Raw genomic sequence first — 16,400 nt, 5'->3', positions numbered from 1 at the left:
TGAAAAAGCCCACTAGGCACCCCCTGTGCTTTCCGTTAAAGAGTCCGCTGAACTGTCCACCCCGACGAACGGCATTCCCGTGCAGAACACGACCCGCGACGAGTGGCTCGCCAAGGCCCGCACCCTGTCCGAAGCCCTGCCCTACATGCGCCGCTACGCCGGGCGCACCTTCGTCATCAAGTACGGCGGCCACGCCATGGGTGACGACAGCCTGGCGGAGATGTTCGCGCGCGACATCGTCCTGCTGAAGCAGGTCGGCATCAACCCCGTGGTGGTGCACGGCGGCGGCCCGCAGATCGGGCAGATGCTGCAGCGGCTGGCGATCAAGTCCAGCTTCATCGACGGCCTGCGCGTCACCGACAAGGAGACGGTCGAGGTGGTGGAGATGGTGCTGGCCGGCTCCATCAACAAGCAGATCGTCGCCGCCATCAACAACGCCGGCGGCCGCGCCGTCGGCCTGTCGGGCAAGGACGGCAGCCTGATCACCGCGCGCAAGCTGCGCCGCACCCAGCGCGACCCGGACAGCAACATCGAGAAGGTGCTGGACCTGGGCTTCGTGGGCGAGCCGTATCAGGTGAACCCGGCGATCATCAATTCGCTGACCCAGTCGGACATCATCCCGGTCATCGCCCCCATCGGCTTCGACCGCCAGGGCGACACCTACAACATCAACGCCGACACCGCGGCCGGCGCCGTCGCCTCCGCGCTGGGCGCCACGCGCTTCTTCCTGCTGACCGACGTGGCCGGCGTGCTGGACAAGAACAAGCAGCTGGTGCCGCGCATGTCGCTGGACCAGGCGCGCGAGGCCATCGCCGACGGAACCGCGACCGGCGGCATGATCCCGAAGATCGAGACCTGCATCGACGCCGTCGAGCAGGGCGTGGACGCCGCCGTCATCCTGGACGGCCGGGTGCCCCACGCGCTGCTGCTGGAGATCTTCACCGAAGGCGGGGCCGGCACGCTGATCGGCCGCGAGTAACGTTCAGAAAGGGGACCGGCCCATGTCCGACGTCCGCAAGGACATCCTCCGCCAGATGCAGGCCATCCGCGAACGGATGGACCCGAAGCTGCTGGAGCGCGCCAAGCTGTCGGTCTTCGGCAAGGTCCCCTACGACCGCGACTCCGCCAAGGAGGCCGTCGGCCATTTCCTGGACGCGAAGAAGGACGGCGGCGCCTTCCGCCGCAAGCTCGAAGACGAGCTGCGCAAGGAAGGCGCCGCCCTCGACCTGGGTGAGGATGCCAAGGCGCAGGCGGAACCGGCGCCCCCTCCGAAGCCGCGCCGCATCGGCCGCATCGTCTGACCCCATCATGCTGCACGCCTTCGCCGTCGACGGCGGAACCCTGCACTGGGTCAAGGACGCGGAGGGCGGCCGCACGCCCCTGCCGGTGGAGACCGTCTGGCTCGACCTGCTGAACCCCACGCCGGAGGAGCTGGCCCGCGCCGAGGCGCTGATGGGCGTGCCCCTGCCGACGCGCGAGCAGATGGCGGAGATCGAGGAATCGAGCCGCCTGCGCATCACCCCCGGCGCTGTGCACATGACCGTCATGGCGCTGGTGTGGGCGGACACCGACCAGCCCAAGATCGTTCCGGTCAGCTTCGTGCTGGCCCGCGGGCGCCTCGCCACCATCCATCCCGCCGACCCTCAGCCCTTCCTGGCCTTCCGCCGCCGCGTGACGCACAGCGGTCACACCGCCGCGACGGGCGAGGCGGTGCTGTCGGCGCTGGTGGACGCGATGGTGGAGCGCACGGCCGGCGTTCTGCGCCGCGTCGGACTGGAGCTGGACACCATGAGCAGCCGCGCCTTCCGCGGCCGCACCCTGCGGTCACGCGGCGAGAACCGGGACGACACGCGCACGCTGAAGCGCATCGGCCACACCGGCCATCTGGTCGCCAAAGCCCATGTCAGCCTGTCGAGCCTGGACCGCATGCTGACCTTCCTGGCGCGGGGCGAGGGCTGGACGCCGGCCAAGCCTACGCGGCGCTGGGCGCGCGCCGCCCTGCAGGACGTCACCGGGCTGGACGAATATTCCCGCTTCCTGTCGGGCAAGGTCGGGCTGCTGCTGGACACCACGCTGGGCCAGATCAACGTCGAGCAGAACGAAATCGTGAAGATCGTCTCGATGCTGACGGTCGCGCTATTCCCGCCGACGCTGGTCGCCACCGTCTACGGCATGAATTTCACCGACATGCCGGAAAAGGCCTGGGAGTGGGGCTACCCGATGGCGATTCTGCTGATGGTGCTGTCGGCGGTGGTGCCGATGCTCTACTTCCGGACCCGCCGCTGGCTGTAGCCCGTCACGGCGCTCCGAACAGGGTAGCGACGGGGAGGGGGGCTCAGCCGGCGTGGGACTCGGCCGCCGTCTCGGCGCGCTCGCGGACGATGTGCAGCTTCTCCCGCGTTTGGGAGAGCTTTTCCCGCACCTCCAGCCATTCCTTCAGGATCTTGGCGATCGCGAAGACGAACAGGCCGTGGGCGGTCGTGATCTCCATCCCGATCATGTCCTCCAGCATGGTGTCGAACAGTTCCAACACCGCCGTCAGCAGCAGGAAGGCGGAAATCGCGATTTGGGCGAGGGAGGGCCAGTTGGACAGGAACATCGCGGGAGCTCCGGACACCGAAGAATCGAATGCGTGTCAAATACGACGCGCAATCGTACGCTTTTCGGTAATGTTCCACAACCGGCCCGCTGTGACAACCGCCTCGTTCACAGCAGGGCGAGCAGGACCGCCCAGCCCAGCACCACCAGATTGACCGTGAGGGTCATCGCCATGCCCGGCGAGCGGGCATAGGGATGGACGAGATAGCCGGCCCAGAACAGCAGGCGCCCCGCGACGAACAGCACCGTCGCCAGCACCGGAACGCCGAGGTTGGGCAGCGGGATCTGGGCCACGAGGGCGGCGAGCGCCGGCAGGAAGACCAGCGTCTGTTCCACCGTGTTGCTCAGCACGCGCTGGCTGATGCGGTAGAGGCGCGACTCGGGATCGTCGATGGGGTTAAGGGCGGCGGACCGGGCACGGGCGACCAGCACCCCGCCCACCGTCGCGAACAGCAGGAGCGCCGGCCACACCGCCAGACGCGCCCAGAAGGCCATGCGCGCGCCGGGGTTGGAGATGCCCTCCGGCGGCGCGACCAGGGACGACAGCAGCCACAGCAGAAGCAGCGTGACCACCGCCGCCGACAGGTTGATGGCTGCCGCCAGACGCAGAAGACGGGGCTTCGTTCCGGCGGCGGCCATGGCGTCTTAGCCCAGGCCCTTCTGGCCCATGTCGAGGAACTTCTGGCGGCGCTGGGCGCGCAGCGCGGCGCCGTCCAGCCCGTCCAGCTCGCCCAGCGACTCCTCGATGGCGTCGCCCAGCGCCTTGACGATCTCGGCCGGATCGCGGTGGGCGCCGCCGATGGGCTCGCTCACCACCCGGTCGATGACGCCGAGTTCCTTGAGGTCCTGGCTGATGAGGCGCAGCGCGATGGCCGCCTCCCCCGCCATGTCGGGGTTGCGCCACAGGATCGAGGCGCAGCCTTCCGGCGAGATGACGGAGTAGATGGCGTGCTCCAGCATCAGCACCCGGTCGGCGGTCGCGATGGCGATGGCGCCGCCCGAGCCGCCCTCGCCGATCACCGCGGCCACCATGGGCACGGTCAGGCGCAGGCAGCGCTCGATGCTCTTGGCGATGGCCTCGGCCTGCCCACGCTCTTCCGCCTGGACGCCGGGGAAGGCGCCGGCGGTGTCGACCAGCGAGACGACCGGCAGCTTGAAGCGGTCGGCGAGGTCCATCAGGCGTTGCGCCTTGCGGTAGCCCTCGGGCTTGGCCATGCCGAAGTTGTGGCGCACGCGCGTTTCGGTGTCGTGCCCCTTCTCCTGGCCGATGACCACGACCGACCGGCCGCGGAACCGGCCCAGGCCGCCGATGACCGCACGGTCCTCGGCGAAGGCGCGGTCGCCGGCCAGCGGCGTGAAGTCCTCGATCAGCCCGTTCACATAGTCCAGGCAGTGCGGCCGGTTCGGATGGCGCGCCACCTGCACCTTCTGCGCGGGGGTGAGCTTGGCGTAGGTCTGCCGCAGGAGCTTGTCGACCTTGGTCTGCAGTTTCGAGACCTCGTCGGCGATGTTGATATCGCCGGCGTTGGTCAGGTGGCGCAGTTCCTCGATCTTGCCTTCAAGCTCGGCGATCGGCTTTTCGAATTCCAGGAAGGTTTGCATGCCGGAAGGATCACGGGACCGGAAAAGAAAGGGCGCGGAGGCCGCGGACCGGCCTTGGTAGCACGGCCCGGCGCGGCAACGCCACAGGTTATCGCGAACAAAATCCCGAGACGGTCGTGAGCGACCGCCTCAGCCCGGCCGCCGGTCGCGACGCCAGCCGTCCTCCAACCCGTCCGGGAAGTCTGGATCGAGGGTCTGGTCGAGGGGAAAGGGGCATTCTTCGGGAAACCGGTCCAGCGGCAGGTCAGTTTCGCGGGCGGCCTCGCGGCGGGCAAGCTGGTAGGCCTTGTCGAACAGGGCCGGCAGCTTCGGCGCCAGGCTGGGGTTGTCCTCCAGAACAAGGGCCGCGTTGTCGCGTTCGCGCTGGATGGTGTTGCGCCAGCTCTTGGACCGGCGCTCCGGCTGCTCCCGCCATTTCAGCAGATGCAGCAGGATCAGGCGCAGGCAGCTCCGCAGCCGGTCCGCCTCGCTGCGGCCCATGCTCTCGATCTCCTCGGCGAGGTTTTCCACGTCGACTTCCGACAGCTTGCCGGCGCGCAGAAGCCCGGCCTGCTCCTGCGTCCAGCCGAAGAAGTCTTCCTCGTAGGCGGCGGCGTTGCGTCCCATGTCCAGCCTCCTGGTCTCAGCAGGATATGGTTACGGCGTAACGGCCGCCCAAGGAAGCCCCGGTCACACCCCCTGGGCCACGATGTGGTCGTAGGCCGGCAGGGTCAGGAAATCGACGAAGTCCTTGCGCTCCACGAGGTCGCGGAACATCACGGCGGCTTCCTCGTAGAGGCCCACCTCGAACTTGGCCGCCCCCACGCGGGTCTTCCAGGCGGCCAGCTCCTCCGCGATGATGTCGTCCACCAGTTCCATGGTGACGGCGCGGCCGTCGTCGAGCGCGGCACCGTGGTGGACCCACTGCCAGACCTGGGTGCGGCTGATCTCCGCCGTGGCGGCGTCCTCCATCAGGTTGAACAGCGGCACGCAGCCGATGCCGCGCAGCCACGCCTCGATGTAGCCGATGCCCACCGCGACGTTGTTGCGCAGCCCTTTCTCCGTCTTCGGCCCTTCGGGCACCTGGAGCAGGTCGGCGGCGGCGACGGTCACGTCGGCGCGCTTGCGGTCGATCTGGTTGGGGGTGGGCATGTAGGTGTCGAACACCTCCTGCGCCACGGGGACGAGGCCGGGATGGGCCACCCAGGTGCCGTCATGGCCGTTGGACACCTCCCGCTCCTTGTCGGCGCGGACCTTGGAAAAGGCGGTCTCGTTGGCCGACGGGTCGTCCTTCACGGGGATGTAGGCCGCCATGCCGCCGATGGCCGGGGCGCCGCGCCGGTGGCAGGTCTTGATGGCGAGCAGGCTGTAGGACTGGAGGAAATGGGTCGCCATGGTGACCTCCGCCCGGTCCGGCAGGACGGCGGCGGGGTCGTTGCGGAACTTCTTGATGAAGCTGAAGATGTAGTCCCAGCGCCCGCAGTTCAGGCCGGCGGAATGGTCCCGCAGCTCGTAGAGGATCTCGTCCATCTCGAAGGCGGCGAGAATCGTCTCGATCAGCACGGTCGCCTTGATGGAGCCGTGCGGGATCTTCAGATAGTCCTCGGCCAGCGTGAACACCTCGTTCCACAGCCGCGCCTCGAAATGGCTTTCCAGCTTCGGCAGGTAGAAATAGGGGCCGGAGCCGCGCGCCAGCAGCTCCTTCGCGTTGTGGAAGGCGTAGAGGGCGAAGTCGAACAGCGCGCCGGAGATCGGCTCCCCGTCCAGCAGGACGTGCTTTTCCTCCAGGTGCCAGCCGCGCGGGCGCACCTTCAGCACGGCGGTCTTGTCGTTCAGCCGGTACTTCTTCCCCGACGCCGGGTCGTCGAAGGAGATCGTGCGGCGCACGGCGTCGCGCAGGTTGATCTGCCCGTCGATCACATTGGCCCAGGTCGGGCAGTTGGAATCCTCGAAATCCGCCATGAACAGCTTCGCGCCGGAGTTCAGCGCGTTGATGATCATCTTGCGGTCGACCGGCCCGGTGATCTCCACCCGGCGGTCGAGCAGGTCGTGCGGCAGGGGCGCGATGGTCCAGTCGGCCGCGCGGACCGCCTTGGTCTCCGGCAGGAAGTCGGGCTTGTGCCCGCCGTCCAGCAGGGCCTGGCGCTTGGCGCGCACGTCCAGCAGCCGCAGGCGCTCCGACCCGAAGCGGCCTTCCAGCTCCGCCACGAAGGCCAGAGCGTCCGGCGTCAGGATCTCGTCGAAGCCCGGCTTGATCGGACCCAGGATCTCAAGCCCGGAAATGGTCGTGCCCATGCGGTTTCCCCTGCTTTCGCGCGCTGCGTGCGCAACTCTCCTTGGATCACGGCTATATCACAGGCCGGGTTGGGGCCAAAGCCGCATCGGCGGGACGGGTCGCCGCAGGGGGGACCGCAAATCTATTGTGAACGAACGGTTTTCCGCCGGGCCAGAGGGTGATGCTCGTGGACGACCTGTTTCAGCCGTTCCGTCACCACATGCGTGTAGATCTGCGTGGTGGCAATGTCGGCGTGGCCCAGCATCTTCTGGACGCTGCGCAGGTCGGCGCCGTGGTCCAGCAGATGCGTGGCGAAGGCGTGGCGCAGGACGTGGGGGCTGACCTTCTCCGGGTCGATGCCCGATTCGATGGCCAGCTCCTTCAACAGCTGGGCGAAGCGCTGGCGGGTCAGGTGCCCGTTGGTGGAGCTGCGCGAGGGGAACATGAAGGCGACCGGCCCGTTCTCGCGCCCGGCCAGGATGAAGTGGGTGCGCCAGGGCAGATAGGCGGCCAGCGCGGCGGAGGCCGGTTCCGACAGGGGGACCATGCGCTCCTTCCCGCCTTTGCCGCGCACGATCAGGCCGCGCCCGTCGCGCAGCATGGCGCCCATGGGCAGGCCGACCAGCTCCGACACGCGCAGGCCGGTGGCGTAGAGCACCTCCAGCAGCGCCACCAGCCGTAGCCCCTCCGGCCCGCCGCGTGTCTGGGCGGTGGTGATCATCGCGGAGACTTCGGTCTCGGTCAGGATCTTGGGCAGCGGGCGCCCCTGCTTGGGACTGTCGAGGGCGGAGGCCGGGTCGTCCTTGCGCCGCCCCTCCGACACCAGGAAGCGGTAGAACTGGCGCATGGCCGACAGGCGGCGCGCCAGCGTGCGGGGGGCCGGCTTCTGGCCGTCGCCATTCCCGCCCGCGACATGCTGGTATTCCAGATAGCCGCGCAGATCCTCGGTGTTGGCCGTTTCCAGCGACACGCCGCGCTGGGCTAGCCAGAGGCCAAGGTCGGTGAGGTCGCGCTCGTAGGCCATGCGGGTGTTCAGCGCGGCCCCGCGCTCCGCCGTCAGCATGTCGAGGAAGGCGTCCAGGTGCGGGGAGGCGTTGACCGGGCGCGGCTTGCAGGGGCGCCCGCGCCGCTTCGTCTGGGCCTTGGCCGGCCCGCTCCTGACCGGCGTGTTGGCCGTCTTATTTTTGGGCATTCGGGTCATCCTGCCAGGGCCGCGGCGGCTTCGCGGGCGATGGCGCGGGCATCGTCGTCCAGCCCGACGGCGCGCAGGCTCGCCACGACACGGGCGACCACGACGGGCGAGGTGGCGGCCGGACCGCCTTCCCCCATCAGCAGCAGCGCGGTCAGAACCGTCTCGCCCACCCGGCCGGCGGCGGAGGCCGCGCCCAGCCGCTCCCAAAGCGCGGGGTTGGCGGGCATATTCGGGGGCATGGGGCCGGAGGACGATTCGGCACCATCGGCGGCACGCAGCCACGCCTCCTCCGGCACGGCGACTCCGACCGCCTGGAGCAGGGCGAGCTGCCCGGCCACACGCGCCTTGGCCGTCGAGTCGGCCCCGCGCAGCGCCTCGTCCAGCCAGCCGGTGAGGGCGAGCGCGCCACCGCCCGGCGGCGAGCCCCCGGCGATCACCGACAGCGGCCACAGCCGCGCCACCTCGGCGGTCGGACGGCCGCGCAGGGCGAGGTCGTGCCAGCGCCTCGCCGCGTCGATGCGGCCCAGCGCGAAACAGAGGCGCGCGGCGGCGGGGGCCAGCGCGGCGGCGTCCGGGGTCGGCGACACGGTGTCGAGCAGACCGGCGGCGGCTGCCCCCACCGGGCCGGCCAGAAGCGGCGCATCGACCAGATCGACGGCGAGACGGGCCAGCTCCACCCGCCGGTCGCCGGCCATGGTGGCGAGGAAGGCCTGCTGCACCAGGGCGCGGCTGCGGGCGGAGCGATCGCGCCCGGCCACGTCCTTCAGCCGCAGCAGCTCGTCCCCCTTGGCGGGCACGGCGCGGTAAGCCTCGGCCAGCTGGCGGGCGTCGAGGAACAGGGCGGCCGCCGCGCGCTCGGCGGCGGTCACGCGGGTCGCGGGGTCGGTCGCCGGGTTGGCGGCGATGGCGGCCAGCCGCGCCGGGTCGGTGAGGCTCAGCGAATCGGGCGGCGCGCCGGTCTGGAGCGCGCGCAACGCGGCCAGCGTCAGGGCGCCGGGGTCCTTCAGGCTGAGCAAGCGAGGCGCCGGGCCGCCGGCCATCGCCTCGGCCAGGGCCGGAAAGGCGCGGTCTTCGCCCGGCTGCTCCCGCAGCATGTCAAGCGCGAGGTCCACGGCGCCGCCGTCGCGGGCGCGCAGGCGGCAGAACAGCTCCACCCGCTGCCAGTAGGCGCCGCCGAATCGCTTGGAACGGTCCATCAGGGCCGCGCAATCGGGCGGGCCGGCGAGGAGCTGCGCGTCGGTCAGGGCGCGGGCGGCGGCCTCGTCGGTCAAGCCGTCGGGCAGAAGAGAGGCCAGCTCGGCGGCCCCGCGCGAGTCGCCCATGGCGGCCAGCTTCTCCACCCGCAGGGCGCCGAAGCGGCGCGGCGGAGGCGGCTCGTCGGGGGCGGCCTGGGGCGAGCCCCGGCTGAGCAGCAGGCGGCGCTGCAACGCCTTGGCGGCGGGCGACGGGGTGGCGACCGGCAGTTCCGGCAGCAGGCGCAGCAGGGCCGCGCGCGGCAACCCTTTCCAAGGGTCGGCGCCCAGCCCGGCGGTCCCCGTCAGCGGGCCGGCCCCATCGGGGTCGAGCGGCCCCAGCGTCTCCACTTGCACGGGGGACGGTGGCGCCACCCGCGGCACCACCTCGAAGGAGGGCGGCGGAGCGACGGGCGGCGCGGGCACCGGCTCCGGCGCCTTGCCGCCCAGAGCGGAGGTGGGAGGAGCGGGGGCGGGAGGAGCGGGCGCAGGCGCAGGGGACGGCACCAGCCGGATCGGCGGGCCGACGCGGTAATCCTGCGCCACGGCGGAGAAGACAGTGGAAACGGCGAATGCGCCGGCGGCCGCGACGAAGGTTCGGGCGGCGAGCCGGCGCAGGCGCACGGAAGCTATCCCGGCGTCAGCGGGGGAACCGCTCATCCGGTATGACCTTTTCCACCGTCTTCGACGGTGCCGGCATGTCCCAGGACGCGAGGAACGCCATGCCACCGCCGATGACGAGCAGAAGCAGGACGACAAGAACGGAAATGACCCGGCTCATGGTGATCGGAGACGTGTTTCTGTGGAAGGAACGGCGGCGCTGTATCACGGTCTGCGTCCGTGCGGCTTGGGACAAGGATGCGCTTCATGCTAAAGCATCGCACACGCGTCCGCGCCGCCGGCCCGATGGCCGATGACCGCAGGGTGTACCACTTTAGCCGCAGGGCAGCGTGCCGCGCAACACGCGGTCTTGCGGAACATCCGGATTCGGACGCCGGCCGGCCTCGGGCGTCGCTCGAATCGCATTCGTCATCGCATTTGTCACCAGGGGATTTAGCACCGTCATGACCGCCCGCCCTTCCACCCAGCCGCCCCAGCACACCCTGCCGAAGACCGTCGTGCTGGTCGGGCTGATGGGCGCCGGCAAGAGCGCCATCGGGCGGCGGCTGGCCTCGCGGCTGCACCTGCCCTTCGTCGATGCCGACACGGAGATCGAAGCCGCCGCCGGCTGCACCATCGCGGAAATCTTCGCCCGCGACGGCGAGGCGGTGTTCCGGTCGGTGGAGCGCAGGATCATCGCCCGCCTGTTGACGGAACAGCCGGTGCACATCCTGGCGACGGGCGGCGGCGCCTTCATGGACCCGGAGACGCGCGCGATGATCCGCGCGCACGGCCTGTCGGTGTGGCTGCGCGCGGAGTTGGACGTGCTGCTGGCCCGCACGGCGCGGCGCACCCACCGCCCGCTGTTGAACTCGGGCGACCCGAAGGAAATCCTGCAGCGGCTGATGACCGCCCGCTACCCCGTCTACGCCGAGGCCGACCTGACCGTCATCAGCGACGAGCGCCCGCCGGAAACGACCGTGGAGCTGGTGATCGAGGCGCTGGAGGCGCATTTCGGCATCGCCCTGCCCCACGCCGCCCACCACCGCTGACCCGCGCTTTCGTCCATCCACGCCCCGCCCTTTACGCCTGATCGAGAGTCCGCCATGACCGCCACCGTCACCGACACCGTCCGCCTCGACCTCGGTCCCCGCAGCTACGACATCCTGGTCGGCGACGGCGTGCTGGCCGACTCGGGCGCGCGGATCGCCGCCGTCACCAAGGGCAAGGCGCCCATCGTCGTCACCGACGAGAACGTCGCCCCGCTGCACCTGTCCACGCTGGAAGCGGCCCTGCGCGGCGCCGGGATCGAGCCGACCCAGGCCATCGTCCTGCCCGCCGGCGAGAAGACCAAGGACTTCGCCCATTTCGAGCGGCTGATGGACGCCGTCCTGGAACGCGGGATCGAGCGGTCGGCCGTGCTGCTGGCGCTGGGCGGCGGGGTGATCGGCGACATCACCGGCTTCGCCGCGGCGTCGGCGCTGCGCGGCATCGACTTCATCCAGGTGCCGACCACGCTGCTGTCCCAGGTGGACAGCTCCGTCGGCGGCAAGACCGGCATCAACAGCCGCCATGGAAAGAATCTGATCGGCGCCTTCCACCAGCCCCGGCTGGTCGTCGCCGACACCGCCACGCTCGACACCCTGCCCAAGCGCGAGGTGCTGGCCGGCTACGCCGAGGTGGTGAAGTACGGCCTGATTCGCCTGCCCGACTTCTTCACATGGCTGGAGCAGAACGGCGCACGCGTGGTCGAGGGTGACAGCGACGCCCGCCGCCACGCGGTCACCACCAGCTGCCGCGCCAAGGCCGACATCGTCGGCGTGGACGAGCGGGAGAGCGGCGACCGCGCGCTGCTGAACCTGGGCCACACCTTCGGCCACGCGCTGGAGGCGGCGACCGGCTTCGGGTCGCGCCTTCTGCATGGCGAGGCGGTGTCCATCGGCATGGTGCTGGCCTTCGACCTGTCGGTGCGGCTGGGGCTCTGCCCGGCGGCGGACGCGGAGCGGGCGCGCCGGCATCTGGCCGGGGTCGGCCTGCCGGTCCGACCGACCGACGTGGCGGGCATGGAGTGGGACGTGGACGAGCTGATCCTGTCCATGGCCAAGGACAAGAAGGTGAAGGACGGTCGAATCACCTTCGTCCTGGTGCGCGGGCTGGGCAACGCCTTCACGCTGCGCGACGTCGATCCGGCGGAGGTGCGCGCCCTGCTGGAGGACGCTGTATCCTGCTAAAGATCCACAACCTCCGGCCTTGACCGTTCGGGAGGCAAACTGTCAGAATTCCACATCGTCTCGATTCGGGCATAATCGACCCCGGGTCGCCGACCGAAAGAGGGAGGAAGGACATGCCGAACCGCAAGCTGATGCCGGATGTCATCAAGGACCAGCGGCTGGTCACCCTGCCGCCGGACGCCAACGCCTGCGACGCCGCCGTGATGATGGCGGAGCGCCGGGTCGCCGCCGTTCTGGTCACCGAGGGCCGGGCGCTGAAGGGCATCTTCACCGAACGCGATCTTGCGTCCCGCGTCGTGGCGGCGGGGCGCGACGCGGCCACGACGCGCCTCTCCGACGTGATGACCCCCAACCCCGACACGCTGGGGCCGGACGCCCGCGCCATCGACGCGCTGGAGCTGATGGAGCGCCACCACTACCGCCACCTGCCGGTCACCGCGGGCGGTGAGGCCGGCGGCGAGGTGCTGGGCATCGTCTCGATTCGCGACCTGTTCGCCGTGGTGCGCGCGCATCTGGAGGACGAGATTCGCGACCGCGAAGCCTTCATCTTCGGATCGAACTACTCCGCCAGCGCGGCTCCGTAATGCTGCAATGCGGTGGGGCCGGCTTGACCTGAACGCTGGCCCCACCGATATTCCCTCTGCCCATATTCCTGTAGGCCGTGGCAACACAGCCATTCGAGTTACGTCAAACGTCAGAGAGCCCCATGCCCCTGTCCAAGCCTGCCGAGCGCGAGCCGATCCACACCCGGGAAATCACCTGCCGGGGCTATCGGCGAACCGACGGACTGTGGGACGTCGAGGGCCACCTGACCGATGTGAAGGCCTATGAGTTCCACACGGAGCAGCGCGGCCAGATCCTGCCCGGCGACCCCGTGCACGGCATGTGGCTGCGTCTGACGGTGGACAACGACCTGACCGTTCACGCCGTGGAAGCGGTCACGGAGAAGAGCCCCTACCGCACCTGCGGCGCGGTCATTCCCAACTTCCAGCGGCTGATCGGGCTGAAGATCGGCCCCGGCTGGACCCGCGCGGTGAAGGAACGGCTGGGCGGCGTGCAGGGCTGCACGCATCTGGTGGAACTGCTGGGGCCGATCGCCACGACGGCCTTCCAGACCATCTACCCGATCCTGGCCCGCGAGCAGGCGGAAAAGGCCAAGATCGGCGGCAAGGAAGACATGCTGCGCACCAAGCGCCCGGTGCTGCTGAACACCTGCCACATCTTCGACAGCAACGGCGAGGTGGTGCGCAAGCACTGGCCGGACCATTACACCGGCGACGCCGACAAGACGGCGGACGCGGCCGACTGAGGGCCGCGACCCCTCCCCAACTCCCCCGCGCAGCGGACGGGACGTTCGGGAGGGGCGAAGAAATGGGTCTTACGACTCGTAAACGGCGCGGGGCGCGGCGTCGAACCCCGTGACCTTGCCTGTCGGGAAGCCCGGAGGGGTGCCTGCGGCAGCGGTGCTTTCGCCCGCACCCTGGTCCAGTTCGTCCTGCGGCAGCTCGAACGGCGTGCCGACGAACGGATCGCCACCGCCGTGGCCGGCGCGGGAGTGGCCGTCCTCCGTGCAGGCCCGCCGGAAGTAGGCGGCGATGAACACCCGCACGGCGGAGGTGAGGGTCACCTCCACACCGTCGGCGGGCACGCCCTTGCGGCGCGCCTGCTCGTCGATGCGCTCCTTGATCTGGGTGCAGAGCTTGTTGACGGTGAGCCCCTCGCGCCGCGCGATGTCCTCCAGCGCGTCCCACATGGACGGTTCCAGCCGCATGCTGGTGCGGTGGCCGGCCACCATGATGTTCATGCTCTTCAGCGGTTCCACACCCATGTTGGGCACGGAGTTCACACGCTTCTTAGGCCCACGCTTCGCCATCCGCCGCCCTCTCCACGAAGCCGCCGGACGACGCGCGAGGGGTGCGTCGGCCACGGCGCGATAAATGGTTGCATGTGTCGCACTGTACTAAATACCGCGAGAATTGCAACCATGCCCGCATCCGAACTATGCTCTTTGGCAGAAAAGGACGCCCAGTAGTTGCATGCCTATGTATGCATTTTCCGTTGGCCCTTTTCGCAGTCGAGCGGGCGGCGGCCCGGCTTTCTAGTCGGCCTTTCTTATTGACGCGCCTCGTCCGGGGTCAGCGTGGTCAGCCCGAGCGCGTGGATGCGCTCCGCCATTTCTTGGGCGAGCAGGCCGTAGACCATGCGCTGGCGCTCCACCCGCGACCGGCCGGCGAAGGCGGACGAGACGACGGTGACGTGGAAATGCGTTTCGCCTTCCGGGCGGGAGCCGGCATGGCCGGCGTGGCGGCCGGACTCATCGACGACGTCCAGGCGCTCCGGCGCCAGCGCCTCGGTCAGCTTCTGGCGGATGCGGGTGGCGTATTCCATGGGGGTTTCTCCTGTCGGTGTGCGCCGTTGAGGTGGGGCCGCGAATCGGCCCCTGTCAAGGCTGTGTCAAGGCTGTGTCAAGGCGGGCGATGTCATGGGACCCGCCCCCTTGCGTGCGCTTGCCAGAGTGGGTGCCTCTTCCCATACTTCGACAATGAGCAAGCAGCGTCCCCGATACGACTTCAGCAGCTTCGACCGGTCCCGCGCCGCGACGCGCGCGTGCGACCATCCGGGCTGCGCGGGCGAGGGCGAATACCGGGCTCCGAAGAGCCGGCGCCAGCTCAACGACTACTACTGGTTCTGCCTGGACCATGTGCGCGAGTACAACCGCGCCTGGGACTATTACGCCGGCATGAAGCCCGAACAGATCGAGGAGGAGGTCCGCCGCGACACCACCTGGCAACGGCCGAGCTGGCCGCTGGGCTTCTGGGGCGTGCAGGAGAAGTTCCTGCGCGACCGCGCCATGCACGGCTTCAGCTTCGAATTCGGGCGCGAGGCCGGCCAGGGCGCGTCGGAGGAGCAGAAGCAGCGCCGCCAGGCCGCCCGCACCGCGGAGGAGGAGGCGCTGGTGGTGCTGGATCTTGCCCCGCCGGTGGACTTCCCGCGCATCAAGGCCCGCTACCGCGAGCTGGTGAAAATCCACCATCCCGACGCCAACGGCGGCGACAAGTCCGCCGAGGAAAAGTTGAAAGAGATCAATCAGGCCTACAACACTCTAAAAGCCTGCTATGGTGTATGAACCCTGACGGTTGGGCCGGATCCGTTCGGCCGGGCCGCACCCGACCACAGACACTCGCTGGAACGACAAGAACCTCCCATGCCTTCTCAAGGAGCCACGCAGGCCAGCTCGGCCCTGTTCGACCACGTTCCCGACATCACCCTGTCGGTGCGTCAAGTCTTCGGCATCGACAGCGACATGCAGGTGCCGGCCTTCAGCCAGCGCACGGAACACGTGCCGGACATCGACGAAGCCTACCGCTTCGACCGGGACACGACGCTCGCCATCCTGGCGGGCTTCGCGCACAACCGGCGCGTCATGGTCCAGGGCTATCACGGCACCGGCAAGTCCACCCACATCGAGCAGGTGGCCGCCCGCCTGAACTGGCCGTGCATCCGCATCAACCTGGACAGCCACATCAGCCGAATCGACCTGATGGGCAAGGACGCCATCGTGCTGCGCGACGGCGTTCAGGTGACGGAATACCGCGAAGGCATCCTGCCCTGGGCGCTTCAGCACGCCTGCGCGCTGGTCTTCGACGAGTATGACGCCGGCCGCCCGGACGTGATGTTCGTCATCCAGCGCGTGCTGGAGGTCGAGGGCAAGCTGACCCTGCTGGACCAGAACCGCGTCATCCGCCCCCACCCGGCCTTCCGCCTGTTCGCCACCGCGAACACCGTGGGCCTGGGCGACACCACCGGCCTGTATCACGGCACGCAGCAGATCAACCAGGGTCAGATGGACCGCTGGAACATCGTGGCGACCCTGAACTACCTGCCGCTGGACGCCGAGGTGAAGATCATCGCCGCCAAGGTGCCGGAATACGGCGACGAGGCGGGGCGCAAGACCGTGGCCTCCATGGTCCGGCTGGCCGACCTGACCCGCGCCGGCTTCATCAACGGCGACATCTCCACCGTGATGAGCCCGCGCACGGTCATCACCTGGGCCGAGAACGCCAAGATCTTCAACGACGTCGCCTTCGCCTTCCGGATCACCTTCCTGAACAAGTGCGACGAGGTGGAACGCCCGACGGTGGCCGAATACTACCAGCGCTGCTTCGGCGTGGAGCTTCCGGAGACGGGGGTGCAGGCGAACCTGGTGTAAGTGGCCGGTCCGTTGGTCCGGAAGCACTCAATCTTCACGGATTTCACGGATTTGGACACGGATTTCACGGATGAGGGTTAGGCTGGATCAACAGACGGAGGCATTGACCGAGTGCATCATTGGAGCCGCTTTCGAGGTTTTCAACGCGCTTGGGCAAGGCTTCGTCGAGCTGGTTTACCAGAACGCCCTCGTCCATGAACTCCGCAGCCGCAATCTCGATGTCGGCATGGAGGTGCCGTTCGGCGTTTCCTACAAGGGAATGAGCGTCGGAACCTATTTCGCCGACATCGTGGTCGAACATCAGGTCATCGTCGAATTGAAGGTCGCGGAGGCTATTGCCCAACCGCACATCAAGCAGGTGGTGAATTATCTGCGGGCGAGCAAAATGCCGGTCGGGCTTTTGCTCAACTTCGGAACACCGAGCCTGACCGTCCGGCGTGTGCTCCCTTGAGGAAAAAATCCGTGTAATCCGTGCTCAAAT

General features: G+C 69.0%; 20 protein-coding genes. 10 read left to right on the top strand and 10 right to left on the bottom strand.

Annotated elements, in window-relative coordinates; all coding sequences use genetic code 11:
• The first annotated feature begins 79 nt into the window (after nt 1-79).
• From argB to ACSVC7_RS02535, 3 genes are read left to right on the top strand one after another with little or no spacing between them, the layout of a single operon-like run.
• Entirely contained in the window at nt 80-979 is a 900-nt protein-coding gene (argB, locus tag ACSVC7_RS02545; protein ID WP_448202832.1) for an acetylglutamate kinase, read from the top strand.
• A gap of 22 nt (nt 980-1,001) precedes the next feature.
• Entirely contained in the window at nt 1,002-1,301 is a 300-nt protein-coding gene (locus ACSVC7_RS02540; RefSeq protein WP_448202743.1) for a hypothetical protein, read from the top strand.
• A 7-nt stretch (nt 1,302-1,308) separates the two neighbouring features.
• Complete coding sequence (locus ACSVC7_RS02535; protein WP_448202744.1) at nt 1,309-2,292, top strand: magnesium transporter CorA family protein; 984 nt, start codon at nt 1,309-1,311, stop codon at nt 2,290-2,292.
• A 43-nt stretch (nt 2,293-2,335) separates the two neighbouring features.
• On the opposite strand, the gene ACSVC7_RS02530 is transcribed toward ACSVC7_RS02535, so the two are convergent.
• From ACSVC7_RS02530 to ACSVC7_RS02495, 8 genes are all read right to left on the bottom strand, one after another.
• The gene (locus ACSVC7_RS02530; protein ID WP_448202745.1) at nt 2,336-2,599 is read right to left on the bottom strand and encodes a hypothetical protein; all 264 of its coding nucleotides are present in this window, start codon (nt 2,597-2,599) and stop codon (nt 2,336-2,338) included.
• A gap of 107 nt (nt 2,600-2,706) precedes the next feature.
• On the bottom strand, nt 2,707-3,237 hold the full coding sequence (locus ACSVC7_RS02525) for an MAPEG family protein (protein WP_448202746.1): 531 nt from the start codon (nt 3,235-3,237) through the stop codon (nt 2,707-2,709).
• Nucleotides 3,238-3,243: 6 nt separating this feature from the next.
• Nucleotides 3,244-4,200, bottom strand: coding sequence for an acetyl-CoA carboxylase carboxyltransferase subunit alpha (locus tag ACSVC7_RS02520; protein ID WP_448202747.1), 957 nt, complete (start codon nt 4,198-4,200; stop codon nt 3,244-3,246).
• A gap of 129 nt (nt 4,201-4,329) precedes the next feature.
• A complete protein-coding gene (locus ACSVC7_RS02515; RefSeq protein WP_448202748.1) occupies nt 4,330-4,806 on the bottom strand; it encodes a DUF29 domain-containing protein in 477 nt (158 codons plus the stop codon).
• Nucleotides 4,807-4,869: 63 nt separating this feature from the next.
• The gene (gene aceB, locus ACSVC7_RS02510; RefSeq protein WP_448202749.1) at nt 4,870-6,474 is read right to left on the bottom strand and encodes a malate synthase A; all 1,605 of its coding nucleotides are present in this window, start codon (nt 6,472-6,474) and stop codon (nt 4,870-4,872) included.
• Nucleotides 6,475-6,596: 122 nt separating this feature from the next.
• Entirely contained in the window at nt 6,597-7,655 is a 1,059-nt protein-coding gene (gene xerD / locus ACSVC7_RS02505) for a site-specific tyrosine recombinase XerD (protein ID WP_448202750.1), read from the bottom strand.
• Nucleotides 7,652-9,502, bottom strand: coding sequence for a hypothetical protein (locus tag ACSVC7_RS02500; protein WP_483507928.1), 1,851 nt, complete (start codon nt 9,500-9,502; stop codon nt 7,652-7,654). The genes xerD and ACSVC7_RS02500 overlap by 4 nt, the downstream gene beginning before the upstream one ends.
• Before the next feature lie 16 nt (nt 9,503-9,518).
• Complete coding sequence (locus ACSVC7_RS02495; protein ID WP_448202752.1) at nt 9,519-9,707, bottom strand: hypothetical protein; 189 nt, start codon at nt 9,705-9,707, stop codon at nt 9,519-9,521.
• Between the two features lie 235 nt (nt 9,708-9,942).
• On the opposite strand from ACSVC7_RS02495, the gene ACSVC7_RS02490 reads away from it, so the two are divergent.
• The 4 genes from ACSVC7_RS02490 to ACSVC7_RS02475 all read left to right on the top strand — a co-directional run bounded on the left by ACSVC7_RS02490 (nt 9,943) and on the right by ACSVC7_RS02475 (nt 13,018).
• Nucleotides 9,943-10,530 carry a shikimate kinase gene (locus tag ACSVC7_RS02490; protein WP_448202753.1) on the top strand — a complete coding sequence of 196 codons (588 nt, stop codon included), beginning with the start codon at nt 9,943-9,945 and terminating at the stop codon, nt 10,528-10,530.
• A 54-nt stretch (nt 10,531-10,584) separates the two neighbouring features.
• A complete protein-coding gene (gene aroB / locus ACSVC7_RS02485; protein WP_448202754.1) occupies nt 10,585-11,709 on the top strand; it encodes a 3-dehydroquinate synthase in 1,125 nt (374 codons plus the stop codon).
• 113 nt (nt 11,710-11,822) lie between these two features.
• Nucleotides 11,823-12,293 carry a CBS domain-containing protein gene (locus ACSVC7_RS02480; protein ID WP_448202755.1) on the top strand — a complete coding sequence of 157 codons (471 nt, stop codon included), beginning with the start codon at nt 11,823-11,825 and terminating at the stop codon, nt 12,291-12,293.
• A gap of 122 nt (nt 12,294-12,415) precedes the next feature.
• A complete protein-coding gene (locus ACSVC7_RS02475; protein WP_448202756.1) occupies nt 12,416-13,018 on the top strand; it encodes a DUF2889 domain-containing protein in 603 nt (200 codons plus the stop codon).
• Nucleotides 13,019-13,087: 69 nt separating this feature from the next.
• Here ACSVC7_RS02475 and ACSVC7_RS02470 read toward each other — a convergent pair whose 3' ends face one another.
• Nucleotides 13,088-13,582 (bottom strand): ribbon-helix-helix domain-containing protein, encoded by a 495-nt coding sequence (locus ACSVC7_RS02470; protein WP_448202757.1) that lies wholly within the window; start codon nt 13,580-13,582, stop codon nt 13,088-13,090.
• A 239-nt stretch (nt 13,583-13,821) separates the two neighbouring features.
• The gene (locus ACSVC7_RS02465; protein ID WP_448202758.1) at nt 13,822-14,097 is read right to left on the bottom strand and encodes a BolA family protein; all 276 of its coding nucleotides are present in this window, start codon (nt 14,095-14,097) and stop codon (nt 13,822-13,824) included.
• A gap of 154 nt (nt 14,098-14,251) precedes the next feature.
• On the opposite strand from ACSVC7_RS02465, the gene ACSVC7_RS02460 reads away from it, so the two are divergent.
• The 3 genes from ACSVC7_RS02460 to ACSVC7_RS02450 all read left to right on the top strand — a co-directional run bounded on the left by ACSVC7_RS02460 (nt 14,252) and on the right by ACSVC7_RS02450 (nt 16,370).
• Complete coding sequence (locus ACSVC7_RS02460) at nt 14,252-14,836, top strand: J domain-containing protein (RefSeq protein WP_448202759.1); 585 nt, start codon at nt 14,252-14,254, stop codon at nt 14,834-14,836.
• 78 nt (nt 14,837-14,914) lie between these two features.
• On the top strand, nt 14,915-15,919 hold the full coding sequence (gene cobS, locus ACSVC7_RS02455; RefSeq protein ID WP_448202760.1) for a cobaltochelatase subunit CobS: 1,005 nt from the start codon (nt 14,915-14,917) through the stop codon (nt 15,917-15,919).
• A 103-nt stretch (nt 15,920-16,022) separates the two neighbouring features.
• Entirely contained in the window at nt 16,023-16,370 is a 348-nt protein-coding gene (locus tag ACSVC7_RS02450) for a GxxExxY protein (RefSeq protein ID WP_448202761.1), read from the top strand.
• The last annotated feature ends 30 nt before the right edge of the window (nt 16,371-16,400 follow it).

It is taken from the genome of Azospirillum mesophilum, assembly GCF_053470405.2.
This window is presented reverse-complemented; position numbering and strand designations above follow the sequence as displayed.

What these genes read in the sequence shown, in the direction of transcription:
- ACSVC7_RS02540 (WP_448202743.1), top strand. Translation starts at nt 1,002, where the DNA reads ATGTCCGACGTCCGCAAGGACATCCTCCGCCAGATGCAGGCCATCCGC.
- ACSVC7_RS02535 (WP_448202744.1), top strand. Translation starts at nt 1,309, where the DNA reads ATGCTGCACGCCTTCGCCGTCGACGGCGGAACCCTGCACTGGGTCAAG.
- ACSVC7_RS02530 (WP_448202745.1), bottom strand. Translation starts at nt 2,599, where the DNA reads ATGTTCCTGTCCAACTGGCCCTCCCTCGCCCAAATCGCGATTTCCGCC.
- ACSVC7_RS02525 (WP_448202746.1), bottom strand. Translation starts at nt 3,237, where the DNA reads ATGGCCGCCGCCGGAACGAAGCCCCGTCTTCTGCGTCTGGCGGCAGCC.
- ACSVC7_RS02520 (WP_448202747.1), bottom strand. Translation starts at nt 4,200, where the DNA reads ATGCAAACCTTCCTGGAATTCGAAAAGCCGATCGCCGAGCTTGAAGGC.
- ACSVC7_RS02515 (WP_448202748.1), bottom strand. Translation starts at nt 4,806, where the DNA reads ATGGGACGCAACGCCGCCGCCTACGAGGAAGACTTCTTCGGCTGGACG.
- aceB (WP_448202749.1), bottom strand. Translation starts at nt 6,474, where the DNA reads ATGGGCACGACCATTTCCGGGCTTGAGATCCTGGGTCCGATCAAGCCG.
- xerD (WP_448202750.1), bottom strand. Translation starts at nt 7,655, where the DNA reads ATGACCCGAATGCCCAAAAATAAGACGGCCAACACGCCGGTCAGGAGC.
- ACSVC7_RS02490 (WP_448202753.1), top strand. Translation starts at nt 9,943, where the DNA reads ATGACCGCCCGCCCTTCCACCCAGCCGCCCCAGCACACCCTGCCGAAG.
- aroB (WP_448202754.1), top strand. Translation starts at nt 10,585, where the DNA reads ATGACCGCCACCGTCACCGACACCGTCCGCCTCGACCTCGGTCCCCGC.
- ACSVC7_RS02480 (WP_448202755.1), top strand. Translation starts at nt 11,823, where the DNA reads ATGCCGAACCGCAAGCTGATGCCGGATGTCATCAAGGACCAGCGGCTG.
- ACSVC7_RS02475 (WP_448202756.1), top strand. Translation starts at nt 12,416, where the DNA reads ATGCCCCTGTCCAAGCCTGCCGAGCGCGAGCCGATCCACACCCGGGAA.
- ACSVC7_RS02470 (WP_448202757.1), bottom strand. Translation starts at nt 13,582, where the DNA reads ATGGCGAAGCGTGGGCCTAAGAAGCGTGTGAACTCCGTGCCCAACATG.
- ACSVC7_RS02465 (WP_448202758.1), bottom strand. Translation starts at nt 14,097, where the DNA reads ATGGAATACGCCACCCGCATCCGCCAGAAGCTGACCGAGGCGCTGGCG.
- ACSVC7_RS02460 (WP_448202759.1), top strand. Translation starts at nt 14,252, where the DNA reads ATGAGCAAGCAGCGTCCCCGATACGACTTCAGCAGCTTCGACCGGTCC.
- cobS (WP_448202760.1), top strand. Translation starts at nt 14,915, where the DNA reads ATGCCTTCTCAAGGAGCCACGCAGGCCAGCTCGGCCCTGTTCGACCAC.